The sequence below is a fragment of the Pseudomonas sp. FBCC-B1565 genome (assembly GCF_059133265.1).
In genome coordinates, this window is the sequence record NZ_CP101438.1 from 2,820,539 (window position 1) to 2,835,895 (window position 15,357).

General features: G+C 61.6%; 21 protein-coding genes. 15 read left to right on the forward strand and 6 right to left on the reverse strand.

Annotation, left to right across the window (positions count from 1 at the left end; genetic code table 11):
* Window positions 1–127: 127 nt before the first annotated feature.
* The 6 genes from NL123_RS13455 to NL123_RS13480 all read left to right on the forward strand — a co-directional run bounded on the left by NL123_RS13455 (window position 128) and on the right by NL123_RS13480 (window position 5,564).
* Window positions 128–2,629: a TonB-dependent siderophore receptor gene (locus tag NL123_RS13455; protein ID WP_494357989.1), complete on the forward strand. Its 2,502-nt coding sequence runs from the start codon at window positions 128–130 to the stop codon at window positions 2,627–2,629.
* A gap of 80 nt (window positions 2,630–2,709) precedes the next feature.
* Window positions 2,710–3,039 (forward strand): hypothetical protein, encoded by a 330-nt coding sequence (locus tag NL123_RS13460; protein WP_494357990.1) that lies wholly within the window; start codon window positions 2,710–2,712, stop codon window positions 3,037–3,039.
* Window positions 3,040–3,140: 101 nt separating this feature from the next.
* Window positions 3,141–3,836: a fumarylacetoacetate hydrolase family protein gene (locus NL123_RS13465; RefSeq protein ID WP_494357991.1), complete on the forward strand. Its 696-nt coding sequence runs from the start codon at window positions 3,141–3,143 to the stop codon at window positions 3,834–3,836.
* 36 nt (window positions 3,837–3,872) lie between these two features.
* Window positions 3,873–4,781, forward strand: a complete 909-nt coding sequence (locus NL123_RS13470) for a helix-turn-helix transcriptional regulator (protein ID WP_248482048.1) — start codon at window positions 3,873–3,875, stop codon at window positions 4,779–4,781.
* 75 nt (window positions 4,782–4,856) lie between these two features.
* Window positions 4,857–5,303 (forward strand): GNAT family N-acetyltransferase, encoded by a 447-nt coding sequence (locus tag NL123_RS13475; protein WP_248482047.1) that lies wholly within the window; start codon window positions 4,857–4,859, stop codon window positions 5,301–5,303.
* A 3-nt stretch (window positions 5,304–5,306) separates the two neighbouring features.
* Window positions 5,307–5,564, forward strand: coding sequence for a hypothetical protein (locus NL123_RS13480; RefSeq protein ID WP_494357992.1), 258 nt, complete (start codon window positions 5,307–5,309; stop codon window positions 5,562–5,564).
* Between the two features lie 266 nt (window positions 5,565–5,830).
* On the opposite strand, the gene NL123_RS13485 is transcribed toward NL123_RS13480, so the two are convergent.
* Window positions 5,831–6,775 carry a sensor domain-containing diguanylate cyclase gene (locus tag NL123_RS13485; protein ID WP_494357993.1) on the reverse strand — a complete coding sequence of 315 codons (945 nt, stop codon included), beginning with the start codon at window positions 6,773–6,775 and terminating at the stop codon, window positions 5,831–5,833.
* Between the two features lie 247 nt (window positions 6,776–7,022).
* Here NL123_RS13485 and NL123_RS13490 point away from each other — a divergent pair, with 247 nt between their 5' ends.
* On the forward strand, window positions 7,023–7,271 hold the full coding sequence (locus tag NL123_RS13490) for a DUF1652 domain-containing protein (protein WP_058427593.1): 249 nt from the start codon (window positions 7,023–7,025) through the stop codon (window positions 7,269–7,271).
* Here the strand turns inward: NL123_RS13490 and NL123_RS13495 are convergent.
* Window positions 7,268–7,408 (reverse strand): hypothetical protein, encoded by a 141-nt coding sequence (locus NL123_RS13495; protein ID WP_166794343.1) that lies wholly within the window; start codon window positions 7,406–7,408, stop codon window positions 7,268–7,270. The genes NL123_RS13490 and NL123_RS13495 overlap by 4 nt on opposite strands.
* 198 nt (window positions 7,409–7,606) lie before the next feature.
* Between NL123_RS13495 and NL123_RS13500 the strand changes: the two genes are divergently transcribed.
* Genes NL123_RS13500 through NL123_RS13515 form a run of 4 tightly spaced genes read left to right on the forward strand, consistent with a single transcriptional unit; the run spans window position 7,607 to window position 9,404 of the window.
* Entirely contained in the window at window positions 7,607–7,918 is a 312-nt protein-coding gene (locus NL123_RS13500; protein WP_248482042.1) for a YXWGXW repeat-containing protein, read from the forward strand.
* 15 nt (window positions 7,919–7,933) lie between these two features.
* Window positions 7,934–8,512, forward strand: a complete 579-nt coding sequence (locus tag NL123_RS13505) for an RNA polymerase sigma factor (protein ID WP_248482041.1) — start codon at window positions 7,934–7,936, stop codon at window positions 8,510–8,512.
* Entirely contained in the window at window positions 8,509–8,940 is a 432-nt protein-coding gene (locus NL123_RS13510) for a hypothetical protein (protein ID WP_248482039.1), read from the forward strand. Before NL123_RS13505 ends, NL123_RS13510 begins: the two co-directional genes overlap by 4 nt.
* A complete protein-coding gene (locus NL123_RS13515; protein ID WP_071490699.1) occupies window positions 8,937–9,404 on the forward strand; it encodes a periplasmic heavy metal sensor in 468 nt (155 codons plus the stop codon). Before NL123_RS13510 ends, NL123_RS13515 begins: the two co-directional genes overlap by 4 nt.
* A 36-nt stretch (window positions 9,405–9,440) precedes the next feature.
* Here NL123_RS13515 and NL123_RS13520 read toward each other — a convergent pair whose 3' ends face one another.
* Window positions 9,441–9,803: an NUDIX hydrolase gene (locus NL123_RS13520; protein WP_092248826.1), complete on the reverse strand. Its 363-nt coding sequence runs from the start codon at window positions 9,801–9,803 to the stop codon at window positions 9,441–9,443.
* 126 nt (window positions 9,804–9,929) lie between these two features.
* Here NL123_RS13520 and NL123_RS13525 point away from each other — a divergent pair, with 126 nt between their 5' ends.
* Both NL123_RS13525 and NL123_RS13530 read left to right on the forward strand, forming a co-directional pair.
* The gene (locus NL123_RS13525) at window positions 9,930–10,910 is read left to right on the forward strand and encodes a Gfo/Idh/MocA family protein (protein ID WP_494357994.1); all 981 of its coding nucleotides are present in this window, start codon (window positions 9,930–9,932) and stop codon (window positions 10,908–10,910) included.
* 37 nt (window positions 10,911–10,947) lie between these two features.
* The gene (locus NL123_RS13530; protein ID WP_494357995.1) at window positions 10,948–11,577 is read left to right on the forward strand and encodes a ribonuclease T2 family protein; all 630 of its coding nucleotides are present in this window, start codon (window positions 10,948–10,950) and stop codon (window positions 11,575–11,577) included.
* Window positions 11,578–11,603: 26 nt separating this feature from the next.
* On the opposite strand, the gene NL123_RS13535 is transcribed toward NL123_RS13530, so the two are convergent.
* The gene (locus NL123_RS13535; RefSeq protein ID WP_092248834.1) at window positions 11,604–12,302 is read right to left on the reverse strand and encodes an SDR family oxidoreductase; all 699 of its coding nucleotides are present in this window, start codon (window positions 12,300–12,302) and stop codon (window positions 11,604–11,606) included.
* Between the two features lie 105 nt (window positions 12,303–12,407).
* Here NL123_RS13535 and NL123_RS13540 point away from each other — a divergent pair, with 105 nt between their 5' ends.
* A complete protein-coding gene (locus NL123_RS13540; RefSeq protein WP_058426307.1) occupies window positions 12,408–12,842 on the forward strand; it encodes a winged helix-turn-helix transcriptional regulator in 435 nt (144 codons plus the stop codon).
* 8 nt (window positions 12,843–12,850) lie between these two features.
* Here NL123_RS13540 and NL123_RS13545 read toward each other — a convergent pair whose 3' ends face one another.
* Complete coding sequence (locus NL123_RS13545) at window positions 12,851–13,693, reverse strand: alpha/beta fold hydrolase (protein ID WP_494357996.1); 843 nt, start codon at window positions 13,691–13,693, stop codon at window positions 12,851–12,853.
* A gap of 226 nt (window positions 13,694–13,919) precedes the next feature.
* Here NL123_RS13545 and NL123_RS13550 point away from each other — a divergent pair, with 226 nt between their 5' ends.
* Window positions 13,920–14,507, forward strand: coding sequence for a LysE family translocator (locus tag NL123_RS13550; protein WP_494357997.1), 588 nt, complete (start codon window positions 13,920–13,922; stop codon window positions 14,505–14,507).
* Here the strand turns inward: NL123_RS13550 and NL123_RS13555 are convergent.
* Window positions 14,449–15,324 carry an AraC family ligand binding domain-containing protein gene (locus NL123_RS13555; protein WP_494357998.1) on the reverse strand — a complete coding sequence of 292 codons (876 nt, stop codon included), beginning with the start codon at window positions 15,322–15,324 and terminating at the stop codon, window positions 14,449–14,451. The genes NL123_RS13550 and NL123_RS13555 overlap by 59 nt on opposite strands.
* Between the last annotated feature and the right edge of the window lie 33 nt (window positions 15,325–15,357).

Here is a 15,357-nt window from a genome sequence, read left to right on the forward strand (position 1 = left end):
GTGCTACACGGAAAAGCGATAAACCTGATTGCAGAATTGCCCGCCAAATAAAAATCGCTCCCATCCTTGCCCGATTCCCCGACATGGCCGTCATGGTTAATAGAACCTCCCTTACGCAGGATTTCCCATGTCGCGCCTTGCTCGTCCCTTGCACCCACTGGCCCTGTCAGTGGCGATGGCTTTTGCCGCCGTGCCGTTGCTGACCGTCCAGTCCTCCTATGCCGAAGAGAGCAGCAGCGCGTTGCGCCGTTTCTCGATCCCTGCCGGTGACCTGAGCCAGGCGCTCAACAACCTCGCCGAACAGGCGGGCCTGGTGCTGGCCTTCGATGCAGGCCTGACCCGAGGCAAACGCAGCAAGGGGTTGAGCGGGCAATACGCTACCGACGTGGCACTGAACCAATTGCTCGCCGGCAGCGGCCTGCAAGCCTTGAAGATTTCCGCCGACCGCTACCGCCTCGAAGCCATCCCGGATAACGGTGGGGCCATGGAACTGCAGGCCACCACCATCAGTGGCGCGTACCAGAGCGAAAGCCCGACCGGGCCGGTGGCTGGCTATGTGGCCACGCGCAGCTTGTCGGGCACCAAGACCGACACCGCGCTGATCGAAACCCCGCAGTCGATTTCCATCGTCACCAAAGACCAGATGCGCGCGCAAAACGCCGAGAGTCTCAACCAGATCCTGCGCTACAGCGCCGCCGTCATCCCGGAAACCCGTGGCGCCACTGCGTCGCGCCTTGACCAACTGACTATCCGCGGTTTCTCCCCGGCCACTTACCTCGATGGCCTGCGCATGCCGTCGAGCCGTGACGCGCTGCCGCAGAAAGACGCCTTTGACCTGGAACGCGTGGAAGTGCTGCGCGGCCCGGCGTCGGTGCTGTACGGCCAGGGCACGCCGAGCGGGGTGATCAACATGGTCAGCAAGCGCCCGTTGGATACGCCGTTTCATGAAGTCGGCGTGGAATACGGCACCTTCAACAAGAAGCGCACCACCTTCGACTTGAGCGGCCCGCTGGATGATCAGGGCGTGTATTCCTACCGCGTGGCCGGGCTTTTCGACGATGCCGATGGGCAGGTGGAGCACACCGAGACGCGCCGTCAGTCATTGTCCAGCGCCTTTACCTGGCGCCCGGACGATGCCACTTCGCTGACCCTGCTCGGGCATTTCCAGAAGGACCCCAAGGGTGCGTCCTATGGCTCGGTGCCAGCCTGGGGCTCGGTACTGCACAGCCCGACCGAGCACAGCATCGATGTGGATTTCTACGATGGCGAGAAGAATTTCGAGAAAAGCGACCGCGAGTACTACTCCATCGGCTGGGCGTTCGAGCATCACTTCGATGACGTCTGGACGGTGCGCCAGAGTGCGCGTTACCTGCGCAGCGAAGGCCAGTACCGCAGCCTCTACAACAACTACCTGATGGCGGATTACCGCACCATCCGCCGCTCGACCATCGCCAGCGATGTCGACCTGGATGCCTACACCCTCGACAACCAGCTGCAGGCCAAATTCGACACCGGCCCGTTGCAGCACACTTTGTTGATGGGGCTCGACTACCAGAACACCAGCACCGACACCAAGTCCGGCTCAGGTGTGTACACCGCAGGCCCGACCCTGGATATTTTCAACCCGGTCTATGGCGCGGCCGTCCCGGTGCCGGCCTACACCACCGACGGCACTTCGCGCAGCGAACAGACCGGGGTGTACCTGCAAGAGCAGATGAAGTGGGATAAGTGGGTGCTGTTGCTGGGCGGTCGCTATGACTGGGCCAGCACCGATAACAGTACCCAGACCATCAGCACGGGGGCCAAGAGCAAGTCGTCCCTGGACAGCAAGGCGTTTACCGGTCGTATCGGCCTGGTCTACCTCTTCGACAATGGCCTGGCGCCGTATGCGAGTTATGCGCAGTCGTTCAACCCGCAATCGGGCACCGGCTACGGCGGTTCGGTGTTCAAGCCGACCGAAGGCAAGCAGTACGAAATCGGCATCAAGTACCAGCCGCCGGGCAGCAACAGCTTTATCACCGCGGCTATCTTCGACCTGCGCCAGACCAACGTGCTCACCACCGACCCGGACCCCACCCACCTGTGCGGCACCGGGCGCTGCCAGAGTCAGGACGGTGAAGTGCAATCCCGTGGCTTCGAGCTGGAAGGCAAGGCCAGCCTCAACGACAACCTCGACATCACGGCGGCCTACGCGTACCTGGACAACCGCATCAGCAAATCCAACAACACCGTGCGGTACGCGCCCATCAGCGATATCGGCGTAGGTCCGGCCATCGCCGCCGAAGGCACCACCACCTACGGCGTGCCGCGCCACACCGCCTCGGCGTGGGCTGACTACACCTTCCACGACGGCCACCTCAAGGGCTTCGGCGCGGGTGCGGGCGCGCGTTATGTCGGGTCTTCCTGGGGCGATACCGCCAACACCCTCAAGGTGCCGGGCTACACCTTGTTCGATGCGGCGGTGCACTACGACATCCCCAATATCACCAGCCTCAAGGACAACCTGCGCCTGGCGCTCAACGCCACCAACCTGGCGAATAAAGAGTATGTCGCGTCCTGCTACTCCTATTCGTGGTGCTGGTATGGCTCGCAGCGCACGGTGCAGGCGAGTGCAACCTATCAGTGGTGATAAGGCAATTTAATGGCCCCCTTGTAACCAAATCCTCGCCAGAATCGCTTTTATTTTCAGGTGGTTAGGTGGGGATGCGAATGCGCAATGTTGGAATCATGCTGATCGCCTGCTCCCTGGCCGGCGGCGCGGCTGCCGCGCAGGCACGGGAGTTGCGCGAAGGTGACAAGTACATGTGCAGTTGGGGCGCCGGCACGGCCGCCAGGGCTCAGGAGTTGAAACTGTCGGGGGTGTCGCTGTATGCGGCGCGACAGAAGATCCAGAGCATGAAGTTCAACAAATCCTGGATGCGCATGATGGCCATGGGCATCACCGAACAGACCTACGACAGCCGTTCGCGGCTCAAGCCCGAGGCCATTCGCCAGGGTTTCTATCAGGATTGCGTGCGCTACAAGGTCGCACGCAAATGATCGAGCAAGCACCGGCCAGTACAAAATCTGCGTAAGCCTGTCCAACTTTCCCTCGGCGGCCCTGGCCATACTGGCGCCAGGTAAACCCAGAGGCACAGGCCATGACTGACTACGTATTCACCCCCGCGCCAACCCCATCCCTCGCAGTACAGGGCAGTGATGCGCGCTTCCCGCTGCGCCGTGTGTTCTGCGTGGGCCGCAACTACAGTGAGCATGCGCGTGAGATGGGTCACGACCCGGACCGCGAGCCGCCCTTTTTCTTTATGAAACCGGCGGACGCCGTGGTACCCGCCGAAGGTGTGATCGCCTACCCACCGCTGACCGCCGACCTGCACCATGAAGTGGAACTGGTGGTGGCCATCGGCAAGGACGGGGTAGATATCAGCCCGGAACAGGCGTTTTCCCACATCTGGGGGTATGGCGTCGGCATTGACCTGACCCGCCGCGACCTGCAAGCCCAGGCGAAAAAACTCTCGCGTCCGTGGGAATGGGCCAAGGCCTTCGATGAATCTGCGCCGAGTACTGCGCTGCAGCCGGTGAGTGCGGTAGGGCACCCGTCCAGCGGCAAGATCTGGCTGAAGGTCAATGGCGAACAGCGCCAGGTGGGCGATCTGGCCGACCAGATCTGGTCTGTCAGCGAAGTGATCAGCCATGCGTCCAAGTCCGTCGCGCTCAAGGCCGGCGACCTGATCTTCACGGGCACCCCGGCAGGTGTCGGTGCCTTGCAGCCGGGCGATGTGGTCACGGCGGGCATCGAGGGCATCGGCGAGTTGCAGTTCACCCTCGGCCAGGCTTGAGGCTAAAGTGGTGACCCGGCCACCCGAGAGACCGTTATGCCAGGCACCCGCGTCACCACCTACGGCATGGAACAACGCAGCGACCGCCCCGACTTCTACATCCGTGACAAGCGCGGGCGGGCGCCGCTGACCCGCCCGCATCGGCATGAATACTTCCAGATCCAGATCAACCTTGGCGGCGACACCGTGCAGCACATCGGCGGCGCGGTGCGGCCGTTTCCGCGCAAGGCCCTGGCCTTTATCCTGCCCCATCGCCTGCATGTGATTCCCCATCCCGAAGACGGCGAGTTCATGCTGATCAACTTCAGCCAGGGCTTTTTCCTGCCGCAACTGACCTGCGCCCCCCTGGACCTCGAAGACATTCCCATCGGCCAGGCGCCCGAGCTGTCGCCGTTTCGCTTCCAGGAACACCTGGATTTCATCCTCGATGACGCAGCATTTGAGCAGGTGCAAAGCTGGCTCACTCACATGCGCGAACTGGATGCCCACCGCACCTTCGGCACCCGCGAACGTCTCAAGGGTTACCTGTTTCAACTGATCGGCCTGGTCTGCGAACAATATGCCGAGCCGTTGCAGGCGTTCGCCGCCGATAATGCCACCCGGCGCGGGCGCAAGGATGCGTTGGCGCGGGTGCAGCGCTACATCCGCGAGCATCTGCACGAGCCGACCCTCAACCTTACCGACACGGCAGCGGCGGCGTTCCTGTCACCCAACTACCTCACGCACCTGTTACGCAAGGAGACCGGCAAACCCTTCTCGCAACTGGTGCTCGACCGCCGCTTGCTATTGGCGCGCACCTTGTTGCTCAACAGTGCGCAGATGATCGGCCCCATTGCACACCGCTGCGGGTTTACCGATGAAGCGTACTTTTCCCGTTGCTTCCGCAAGGCCCATGGCCTGGCGCCAGGGCAATTTCGTCGGCAGCAGCATGGCGAGTCCTTTTAGGCGGCGGTTTACAAATCCACGACAATCGCTATGTTTCTATTTGCATACAATTGCGTCCTTCATTGGGAGGCCAGTATGCAAACGCTTATCCGCGCAGCGACGCAGGACGATGTCGACACGCTCTTCACCCTTCGCACCTCGGTGGTGCAAAACCATCTGAGTGTCGAGCAGATGGCCGAGTTGGGCATCACCCCAGAGGTGCTGGCCGACAGCATCCGCGAAGCCCCCTGCGTATGGATCGCCGAAGTGGATGGCCGGCCCGTGGCCTTCAGCATGGTCGACCTGGCGACCGGCGAGGTGTTCGCGATGTTCGTATTGCCGTCCCACGAGAACCTGGGGCTGGGGCGTCGACTCATGGCGGTGGCTGAAGCCGCGCTGTTTGCACACCATGACAGGTTGTTTCTGATCACCGATGGGCGCGACGAAATCCGCGCCAACGGGTTTTACCAACGCCTGGGCTGGACCCTGACGGCGCAGGTCGAGGACGGCGACGTGCGTTATGAGAAGAGCAGGGCGCAGTGAGCCATGAGTCCACCCGAGCCGCCGTCCAACAACTTTCGCTACTTCGTGTTCGCAGTGCTTTGCGCGGCGGTGTTGCTGGGGGTCTATTTTGTGCAGCTCAATGCCCAGGTCGACCGCGAGCGGGATGCGACCAATGAGCGCTTGGCGCTGTGTCGACAGGTGGAAAGTGTGGCGCGCTCGGTGTTGCCCAATAGCCTCGATACACAAGATGCCTGCGAACAGTTGAGCGAGCGTATATCGAAAAGTGTGAAGTCGCCTTAACTCAATAACCCTTTCTTATCAGTGGAAATAGCACCAGTAGTTGCACCAAAAAGTGGCACTTATAAGGTTGGCTACCTTAAAAAATGTGTGGTTATTGAATGACTTACAGCGCTTTTAATCCGACGAAAGGATTAAAATAATCTTGTTACAGCTTTTTACAATCGTTACTATAGCCGGGCGTTCACCTCCCACGGTTTATGCATTTTTAAATCCCAAGTTTCCATCAGCTACTTGGGATTTTTTTTGCTTGGAATTTGACCTTCGCGTCAAACTTCACCGTCGGCGAACTCCGCGCGCATCCGGCCATTACGCTTGGCCTGGTACAGCAACTTGTCGACCTCTTCGACGAACCCCAGCATCGGCGCATCAGGTTTCACGATACGTGTACCCACGCCCAGGCTCAGGGTCAGCAGGCTCGATACCGCCGAATAACCATGCTCGATCTGTTGCTGGCGGATCAGGTGCAGACAGCGTTGCGCCACCTGCCTGGCCGATTGCGCATCGGTTTCCGGCAGCAACCACACGAACTCCTCGCCACCGATACGTGCAATGAAATCCCGTGGCCGATTGGCTGCCTGGGACAAGGTGTGCGCCACCTGGCGCAGGCACTCATCGCCCTTGATATGGCCGTAGTGGTCGTTGTACTGCTTGAAGAAATCGATATCCAGAATGATCAACGACAGCGGCAACTGGCTGCGCTGGGCGCTGGCCCATTCCCGTTCCAGCACGGTGTCGAACATGCGGCGATTGGCGATACCGGTCAGACCATCTTGGTAGGAATATTCCTCGAGTTGTTTCTGCAAGCGCACCAGGTGCTCTTCGGTCTTCTTGCGCTCGCTGATATCGAACATGAAACCGATCAGCGCCTCGACCTCGCCGTCCTTACGCACCACGTGCACCACATCGCGGATCCACACGTAGTCGCCATTCACGCTCAGCGCCCGGTAGTCTGCCTCGTGATCCACACCGGCGCGGGACTGCGATACGCAGAAATTCACCACGTATTCACGGTCGTCCGGGTGCATGCGCTCGACCCAGTCGTCCACACTGACCCAGCTTTGCGGGGTCCAGCCGAGCAACGTCTCGATCTGCGGGCCGATGTAACTGAAGGTCATGCTCTGCCAATCAATGCGCCAGGGGATGGCCTTGGTCGACTCCAGCAAGGTTTTGTACACATCGCTGTCGGGCTGGCTCGGAGGGTCGATGCTCATGGGGCGGCTGCTCTGGATGATGGCGAAAAGCCAAGAGCGTCTTTCGATCGGGGCGCTTAGTCAAGCCTTCGGCGGCGCAGCAGACGAGAGGTCGCCAAACGGGTTTCTGGCGCCAGCGGGCCGGCGTTTCCACACCGAAATGAGGCATGGCTAACACTTTTGCACGAACCGCTCCATGCCCCGCAGAACCTCGTCTACTCTGGTTCCATCACAACGACCGGGTGAGGCCCAGGGGTGGGGACTTGTCATGATTTCAATCATTGAATTCAACCGCATCATGGCTTCGGGTTTCCTGCCGCTGGCGTGCGATTGCACCTTGAACAGCGACGGCTCGTTGCGAATCACTGTCTTCGAACCGGTGTCCGGCCGGGTCGACCTGCTGCTGACCGGGGTATCCCCCGACGGTTTGGACAGCATCCGTTCCATCTCAAACCTGATTGGTGAGTTGCGTACCGAGATCAAGGCCGGGCGTCGCGGGTTTGCTGCGGTGGGTTAGCCGTTGACGGTGTGGGTGGGGGTGTCCAGCGCGCCGTAATAGCGCCAGCAGCAATGGCGATGTTCCGGCACGATCACGCAGCCGCTGAGGCTGACGATCAGCAGTGCGGCAACCAGCATGTAAAGTCGGCGGTACATGGTGTTTCCTCTTGGGTTGATCAGCGTTAATCCTTCAACGCAGCCACCGACATAAATCCGTCGCGAAGCTTTCAAACATTTCATCAAGCCCTGCCACCCCCTGCGCAATACTGCTGAAAAACCTGCGACGGATTTTCCTGCCCCCGCCGTTCAACCCATCAGCACCCGCACTTTCGCGTGTTGCATGAAGGAGTTGCCATGAGATACCTGGCCAAATTGCGCTATGCCTTGCTTGCTCCGCTGGCCCTTGCTGCGTTTGTCAGCACCCCCGTGTTTGCCCAGACCGAAATCATTATCCGCCAGCCACCGCCGCCGGAACGTGTGGAAGTGATCCCTGTGGAACGCCCGGGTTACGCCTGGGACCGCGGCCACTGGCGCTGGGAAGGGCGCGGCTACGCTTGGGTGCCCGGTCACTGGCAGCCGGTGATGCGCAATGCGCGCTGGGAACCGGGCCATTGGGAGGCTCACGGCCCTAATTGGTACTGGCGCGAAGGGCATTGGATCCGCTGACCGAGAATTGCCCGATTGAAAGACACTGATCCGGACGTGGAACTGCTGGCGCGCATCGGTAACAACGAGCCTGCGGCTGTCAACGAAATGGTGACGCGCAAACTGCCGCGTCTGCTGGCGCTCGCCGGCCGGATCCTGGGGGATGCCGACGAGGCCAAGGACGTGGCCCAGGAAAGCTTCCTGCGCATCTGGCGCCATGCGGCCAGTTGGCGCAGTGGCGAGGCGCGCTTCGACACCTGGCTGCACCGGGTGGCGCTCAACCTGTGCCACGACCGTCTGCGCCGGCGCAAGGAGCGCCCGTTGGAGGACGAGGAAGCGTTGGCGCTGACAGACAGCGCACTGACGCCGGATGAACAGCTGGAAGCCGCCGACCGCAGCGCCCGGATGGCTGCCGCCCTGGCGGCGCTGCCCGAGCGTCAGCGCGAAGCGATTGTGTTGCAGTACTACCAGGAGCTGTCGAACATCGACGCCGCGGCCCTGATGAACATCAGCGTCGAGGCACTGGAGAGCCTGCTGTCGAGGGCCCGCCGCCAGTTGCGCAGCCAACTTGCCGACACACCCGGGCTTGCCCGCCCAGGAAGGGGAAAACCATGACACCCGAACGCTTTGCTTACCTGGCCGACGCCTATGGCGCCGACCTGCACCGCTGGCCCCGCGCCGAACAGCCCGCAGCCCAGGCTTTGCTGGACAGCGGCAATGTGCTTGCGCATGAGGCCCAGCAACAGGCGCGCTGGCTCGACGGTCAACTGGACAGCCATCAACTGGCCTACGTCGATCCTTCGCTGGCACGGCAGATTCGGCTGTCGGCCCCGCGCGGCCAGTCATTCTGGTCGCGCTATGCCCGCTGGTTGTCGCCGGCCGGCCTGGTAGGCGTGGGTGTCGCGGGCATCGTCACCGGGATGCTCGTGGCCTCCCTGAGCGTGCCGCTGCCGATGTGGTCGTCCGAGGTGTTGCCCAGCGTCTTCGATCAAGGCGATGCGCAAGTCATCTTTACCGTCAATGCCGAGGACACCGAGCAATGAGCCTGAAGTCCCTCAAACCCTGGCTGCTGGCCTCGGTCTTGCTCAACGTGTTCCTGATCGGCGGCGTCGGCGGTGGCCTCTACCACTGGATGGCCAGTGCCAAGCCCGCTGAGGCGGTGGTCAACCAGCACGGCTTGCGCCAGGCGATGATCAAGCTGCCGCCGGAGCGCCGCCGGGAACTGCGCCAACTGCTGCGGCACAACCGGGCCGACAGCCAGCCGCTGATCATGGCCGGGCGTGAAGCGCGCATGGGTGTGATCAAGCAATTGGAAGCGCCGACCCTGGATCGGGATGTGCTGGTGGCGGAACTGGCCAAGGCCCGTGAAGCCGATATGGCGCTGCGTGCGTTGGTGGACACGACGTTGGCGCAGTTCGCCAGCACCCTGCCTCGGGAGGAGCGGCAGAAGTTAGTGGAGGCGTTGTATCTGCGGGGGCAGGCGGCAGGCCGCAAGCCTCAGTCTTGAACGTGGCGCTTGTAGGTCTGCGCCCGGAGCGCTGAACTACAGGCGACGCAGGAAGGATTTGACAATGTGGCGGGTGGCATCGGTGGTGTCCAGCTCGTCCATGGCGCCATAGGGGTGCCACTGGCAATCGACGATTTCATTGCAAGGTTTCGCATCGGCGACGTTCACCACCGACGCTTCGAACACGTGGTGCACGGTGTCGCGGGCCTTGAGTTCCTGCAAATACAGCAAGCCGTCCACGTTCAATCCGGTTTCTTCTTCCAGCTCGCGCTCGGCCGCGCCGACCGGGCGCTCGTTGCGTTCGACCTTGCCTCCCGGCAATGCCCATTTGGATCTGGCCTTGCGCACGAAGAGGATATGCCCCTCGTGTTCGCAAATGACCGTTGCACGTATTTTCATCGTCTGTGCCCCGCAGCGGGATGAGTGTCATAAAAGTGTAATGCAATTGTCATGCTGAGTGCTTATGGCGCTGACGTGTGGGGATGTGGATACTGCCCGATTGATCAAAACGCACGAGGAGGGCAGATGAGCACCGTACGCTGGGGCATGATCGGCTGTGGCAGTGTCACTGAATTGAAGAGTGGACCGGCTTTCTACAAAGCGCCAGGTTCTGCGCTGGTGGCCGTGATGGGGCGCCGCGAAGCGGCGGTGCGTGATTATGCGGCACGCCATGGCATTGCGCGTTTCTACACCGACGCCCAGGCGCTGATCAACGACCCCGAGGTGGACGCGGTGTACATCGCCACGCCGCCGGACAGCCATCTCGAATATAGCCTGATGGTCGCGGCGGCCGGCAAGCATTGCTGCGTCGAGAAGCCCATGTCGCTCAACGCCGAGCAGAGCGCGTTGATGCAGCGCACCTTCGAGCGTGCCGGGCTGCATCTGTTTGTGTCCTATTACCGCCGTTCGCTGCCGCGTTTCCAGCAAGTGCGTGACTGGCTGCGGGAAGGACGCATCGGCGAACTGCGCCACCTCACCTGGACCCTGTGCAAGCCACCGGGCGCCAATGATGCCAGCGCCGCCAACTGGCGCACCGACCCGGCCATCGCTGGCGGTGGTTACTTTGCCGACCTGGCCAGCCATGGTTTTGACCTGTTCCAGTACCTCGCCGGGGACATCGTCGAGGTCTCGGGCTTTACCGCGCGACAAGCCGGGGGGTATGCGGCCGAGGATGCGGTGACGGCGTGCTGGACGTTCAGTTCGGGCGCACTGGGCATGGGCTGCTGGAATTTTGTCGCGGACCGTCGCGAGGACCGGGTGGAACTGATCGGCAGCCGTGGGCGCATCCGATTCTCGGTCTTTGAAGACCAGCCGCTGCACCTTGAGGGTGAAACCAGCGAGGTGCTGGAAGTGCCGTGCCACACGCATATCCAGTGGCACCACGTGCTGGCGATGAATGCGCATATCCGTGGCGAAGCCGAGCACCCATCGCTGGGTATCGACGCGTTGAAGACCGATCGAATCCTGGACAAGGTGCTACAACGTAACCCCCATCGTCCCGGGTAGGCGGCATAGGGTGGTCTTTTTTCCAAGGAACAGACAGATGAAATACTGGATGGCGGTATGGCTGGTACTGGCGACAAGTGCGATGGCGGCGCCGCGCAGCCAAGGCACACCGGGGGAGTTTGATTTTTATGTGCTGTCGTTGTCGTGGTCGCCGACCTTTTGCCTGACGCACCCGGACAACGAGCAATGTTCCGGCAAGGGCTACGGTTTTGTCTTGCATGGCCTGTGGCCGCAGTACGCGCGTGGCGGCTGGCCTGCATCCTGTGCGCCGCAGTCGCCGTTGAGTCGCGAAGAAATCGAGAAGGGCGCAACACTGTTCCCAACCCGCTCATTGCTTAAGCACGAATGGTCCAAGCATGGCACCTGCAGTGGCCTGGAACCCTTGGCCTACCTGGAAAAAACCGACCAGGCGCTGGGGGTGGTGAGCATTCCGCAGCAACTGCAGCCGTTCAATACGCCGCCGTCGCTGCAGGCCAGTGAGATCGAGGCGTTGTTCCGTGAAAGCAACCCGCGCATGGGCAATCATGGGCTGGCAGTCATCTGCAAAGGCAAAGTGCTGTCCGAGGTGCGGGTATGCCTGACCAAGGACCTGGCCTTCGCCGGTTGCCCGCGCAGTGTGAAAACCCAATGCCGCGATGGCGACATCCGGATTCCCGCGCAGCGGTGATAAGCCGCTGGCGGGCATCGGGTTGATCAGTTGTTGAGGTAGACCGGGCTGTCGGTGGACAACGAGGCCTTCACGGCCAGGGTCATGTCGGTGATCAACACTTCTTCGCGGTCTTCGCTCAGGGCCTTGAGGGTGATGGCGACCACGTCCTGGGGCGTGCTCTTCGGCGCCTGCACGTCGGCCACCATATCGGTGTCGATGTAGGCGGGGTGCACGCCGATCACCAGGGTCTTCTGTTCGCGCAGTTCGCCGCGCAGTCCATTGGTCAGGCCCCACTGGGCGGACTTGGAGGCGCTGTAGCCGCCAGTGCCGGGCGGGCTGAGCCAGCTCAATACCGACAGCACATTGATCAGCGCGCCGCCGCCTTGCCTGGCCAGGATCGGCGCAAAGGCACGGCTGACGCGCAGGGTACCGAAGGTGTTCACGTCAAAGTGCTGTTGCAGGTTTTCGACGCTGTCTTCAGCCAGCAGCGCGCCGTATTTCAGGAACCCCGCGTTGTTGATCACCACGTCTACATCGGTGCACTGCTCCGCGGCGCGCTGCACGCTGGCCTGGTCGGTGATGTCCAGGGCAATCGGCGTGCTGCCCGGGATGTTCACGCTGCCTGGATCGCGTGCGCCGGCGTAGACCTTGGCCGCGCCGGCTTCCAGCAAGGCAATGACGAATGCTTTACCCAGGCCGCGATTGGCGCCGGTGACCAGTACCACTTTTCCACGAATATCCATGATGCGCTCCAGACTGTTGTTAGGTTTAATAATGAAACCGTTTTTATCCTGAGCCTGTTGGTCCTATAATGCAACCTTATTTTGCAAGTGCCCGGAGGCCCGACGATGAAACGCAAATGCCTGGAAGGCGATGGCTGCCCGGTGGCCCGCGCCCTGGACGTGGTGGGCGACTGGTGGACGTTGTTGATCATCCGCGACGCCTTTGCCGGAGTAACGCGTTTCGGTGATTTTCAAAAACACCTGGGCGTGGCGAAAAACATCCTCGCCACACGGCTCAAGGACATGGTCGAGCAAGGCCTGTTGCAGACCAGCGAAGTCGGTGCGCGCAGCGAGTACCAGCTCACTGACAAGGGCCGTGCGCTGATGCCGGTGCTGGTGACGCTGGCGCAGTGGGGCCAGGCCTATACCGAGCCGGAGGATGTCGGCGCGCAAGTGCTGGATGCGCGCTTGCTCAAGCCCCTGCGCAAGGTCGAGATCCTCGCCGAGGATGGCCGGGTGCTGGGCATCGGGGATATCGTCACCCAAATGCCCGGGGCTTGAGGCGGTGCCTATTTGCCGTCGAGGAAGCCCAGCAGTGCCGCATTGAACAACGCCGGGTCTTGCAGGAACGCAAAGTGGCTGGTGTTCGGCAGGATCAGCAGGCCGGCGCCGGGGATGGTCGCGGCCATGTACTCGGTGTGTTCGCGCTTGATCGCTTCGTCATGGTCGCCATCGGCAATCAGGATTGGCGTCTTGATGCTTTGCAATTGTGCGTCAGTCCAGTTCGGTTGGCTGGCCCACATATGGCTGATCTGCTCGACAAACGCGTCGTACTCTTTCGGCGTCGGCGACAGCTTGGCGTACTCCTTGCCGGCGCGCTCGATGAAGGCGGCAAAGGTCGGGTTCTTCTCGACGCCGTCCTTCACGCCTGCGGTCTGGGTGTTGGCGGCGAAGGCGAAGACTTTGCCGAGGCGGTCCGGGTGACGCAGGGCCAGGTCGATGCCGATGATGGCGCCGTCGCTCCAGCCGACGATATCGGCGCGGGGGATTTTCAGGTGGTCGAGTACGGCCACCACGTCATCGGCCATCAGGTCATAACCATAGGGTTTTTCATCCCGCGAACTGCGCCCGTGGCCACGGCTGTCGATACTGATCACCGTATGCCTTGCCGCCAAGGCCTTGACTTGGTTACCCCAATAATCGGAGTTGGACAGGCCGCCGTGCAGCAGCACCACCGGCGAGCCATGGCCGGTACGGGTGTAGTAGACCTTGATGCCGTTGACGGCGGCATAGCCGGTCTGGGCACCGGCCACAGGGGCGGGCGTTGGCGGCAGCGTTTCCCAGCGCTCAGCGGCTTGGGCGGCGGAAAAACATAGCATCAGGCAGGCGGCTGCCAGCAGGCGACGTGACATGGCGGTTCCTTTTTTTGATCAGGAGGGATTGAACTCTAGCATCGCCCCCCGCACGGCAAGTACGCATTTTTGCCTATCAAAATCGCCTGTGCGAAAGAAAAAAATGCAGTTATATCAATGGAATAAAAGCGTCTAAGCGAGCGAGGGGCATTTTCTTCAATACCTCGGCCGAGTGGCCCCCTTACCGTGGCCCCATCGTCATTCGCTCGAATAACAAGGAACTGCAATGAGTCTGATCATTTCCATGGCTGCCTTCGCACTCGCCACGTCTATCACCCCCGGCCCGGTGAATGTGGTCGCACTGAGTTCGGGAGCGCGTTTCGGTTTTGTCGCCAGCCAGAAACACGTCTTGGGCGCCGCCGTGAGCTTCACGTTGCTGTTGGTGTTGATTGGCCTGGGGTTGCATGAGGTACTGATACGTTGGCCGATACTCACCCAGTTGATCCAGTGGGGCGGGGTGGCTTTTTTGCTGTACATGGCCTGGAAGTTGGCGGTAGACGATGGCCGGCTCGACGCCGATGGCAGTGCCACGGCGCCGTCGATGCTGTATGGCGCGATCATGCAGTGGCTCAACCCCAAGGCCTGGCTGGCGTGTGTGGCGGGGATGGGGTTGTTCGTAGCCGATGGCGATGCACGGCAGGTGTGGTTGTTTGCCGGGCTCTACCTAGTGATCTGCTATCTGTCGGTGGCGTGCTGGGCCTATGCCGGCACGTTTTTGCGGCGCTACCTGGGCAACCCCCAGGGCGTGCGCGTATTCAACCGTTCAATGGCCGCGTTGCTGGTGGCCAGTGTGGGTTATTTGCTGATGGCTTGAGCACGTCGCGGTATTGCCCCGGCGTTGCGGCGAAATGCTGTTTGAACGCGCGCTGGAAATGTGCCTGGTCGGCAAACCCCGCCGCCAGCGCCACATCGGCGATCAGCGCACCCTGGCGCAATTGGGCGCGAGCGAACTGGATGCGTTGGTTGACCAGGTAAGCATGCGGTGTCAGCCCGTAATACTGCTTGAAGGCGCGGATCAGGTAAGACGGCGACAGTTCGGCCGCCAGGCAGATGTCTTCCAGCTTCAACCCTTCGGTGCAGTGCGTGCGGATGTACTCGGCGGCCCGTTCCAGTTTGTGGTTGACCTCGCGCAGCGGGGTGCCGGCAGGGTTGAGGCGCTGTTGTACGTCGCTGAAGTAACTCACCAGCGCGCCCTGTTTCTGCAAGTGCTCGGCCTGTTCATCGACGAGGATGCGGTACAAGTCCAGCAAACCACGGTACAGCACGGCGTCCTGGGTATGGGGCGTGTTGAACGGCCGGTAACCCTGGTCGGTGCTGAAGCCCAACTGATGCTGCAACTCCGTCAGCCAGGGCGTGTCGATGTACAGCATCTGATAGGACCACGGCTCATTATCGATGGGGTTGCAGGCATGCACATCGCCGGGGTTCATCAACACCACCGTGCCAGCGCTGATCTGGAACGTGTCGGTGCCATAGTGGTAGTAGCTGCGCCCGCTGGTGATCGCGCCGATGGAAAAATGCTCATGGGCATGCCGGCTGTAGGTGACCTTGCGCCCATCAGCGATGGTGCGCGCCTCGATGAAGGCCAACGCGGGGTCACGCCAGAAACACGGAGCAGTGGCAGCAGTCATGGGCGGGCGCTTCCTCGCAGCAGTTGAACGGAC

Coding starts and splice junctions, on each gene's coding strand:
- NL123_RS13540 (WP_058426307.1), top strand. CDS start 12,408: ATGAAACGCAAATGCCTGGAAGGCGATGGCTGCCCGGTGGCCCGCGCC.
- NL123_RS13480 (WP_494357992.1), top strand. CDS start 5,307: ATGAGTCCACCCGAGCCGCCGTCCAACAACTTTCGCTACTTCGTGTTC.
- NL123_RS13475 (WP_248482047.1), top strand. CDS start 4,857: ATGCAAACGCTTATCCGCGCAGCGACGCAGGACGATGTCGACACGCTC.
- NL123_RS13520 (WP_092248826.1), bottom strand. CDS start 9,803: ATGAAAATACGTGCAACGGTCATTTGCGAACACGAGGGGCATATCCTC.
- NL123_RS13470 (WP_248482048.1), top strand. CDS start 3,873: ATGCCAGGCACCCGCGTCACCACCTACGGCATGGAACAACGCAGCGAC.
- NL123_RS13465 (WP_494357991.1), top strand. CDS start 3,141: ATGACTGACTACGTATTCACCCCCGCGCCAACCCCATCCCTCGCAGTA.
- NL123_RS13455 (WP_494357989.1), top strand. CDS start 128: ATGTCGCGCCTTGCTCGTCCCTTGCACCCACTGGCCCTGTCAGTGGCG.
- NL123_RS13515 (WP_071490699.1), top strand. CDS start 8,937: ATGAGCCTGAAGTCCCTCAAACCCTGGCTGCTGGCCTCGGTCTTGCTC.
- NL123_RS13525 (WP_494357994.1), top strand. CDS start 9,930: ATGAGCACCGTACGCTGGGGCATGATCGGCTGTGGCAGTGTCACTGAA.
- NL123_RS13545 (WP_494357996.1), bottom strand. CDS start 13,693: ATGTCACGTCGCCTGCTGGCAGCCGCCTGCCTGATGCTATGTTTTTCC.
- NL123_RS13555 (WP_494357998.1), bottom strand. CDS start 15,324: ATGACTGCTGCCACTGCTCCGTGTTTCTGGCGTGACCCCGCGTTGGCC.
- NL123_RS13460 (WP_494357990.1), top strand. CDS start 2,710: ATGCGCAATGTTGGAATCATGCTGATCGCCTGCTCCCTGGCCGGCGGC.
- NL123_RS13530 (WP_494357995.1), top strand. CDS start 10,948: ATGAAATACTGGATGGCGGTATGGCTGGTACTGGCGACAAGTGCGATG.
- NL123_RS13510 (WP_248482039.1), top strand. CDS start 8,509: ATGACACCCGAACGCTTTGCTTACCTGGCCGACGCCTATGGCGCCGAC.
- NL123_RS13495 (WP_166794343.1), bottom strand. CDS start 7,408: ATGTACCGCCGACTTTACATGCTGGTTGCCGCACTGCTGATCGTCAGC.
- NL123_RS13535 (WP_092248834.1), bottom strand. CDS start 12,302: ATGGATATTCGTGGAAAAGTGGTACTGGTCACCGGCGCCAATCGCGGC.
- NL123_RS13500 (WP_248482042.1), top strand. CDS start 7,607: ATGAGATACCTGGCCAAATTGCGCTATGCCTTGCTTGCTCCGCTGGCC.
- NL123_RS13550 (WP_494357997.1), top strand. CDS start 13,920: ATGAGTCTGATCATTTCCATGGCTGCCTTCGCACTCGCCACGTCTATC.
- NL123_RS13485 (WP_494357993.1), bottom strand. CDS start 6,775: ATGAGCATCGACCCTCCGAGCCAGCCCGACAGCGATGTGTACAAAACC.
- NL123_RS13490 (WP_058427593.1), top strand. CDS start 7,023: ATGATTTCAATCATTGAATTCAACCGCATCATGGCTTCGGGTTTCCTG.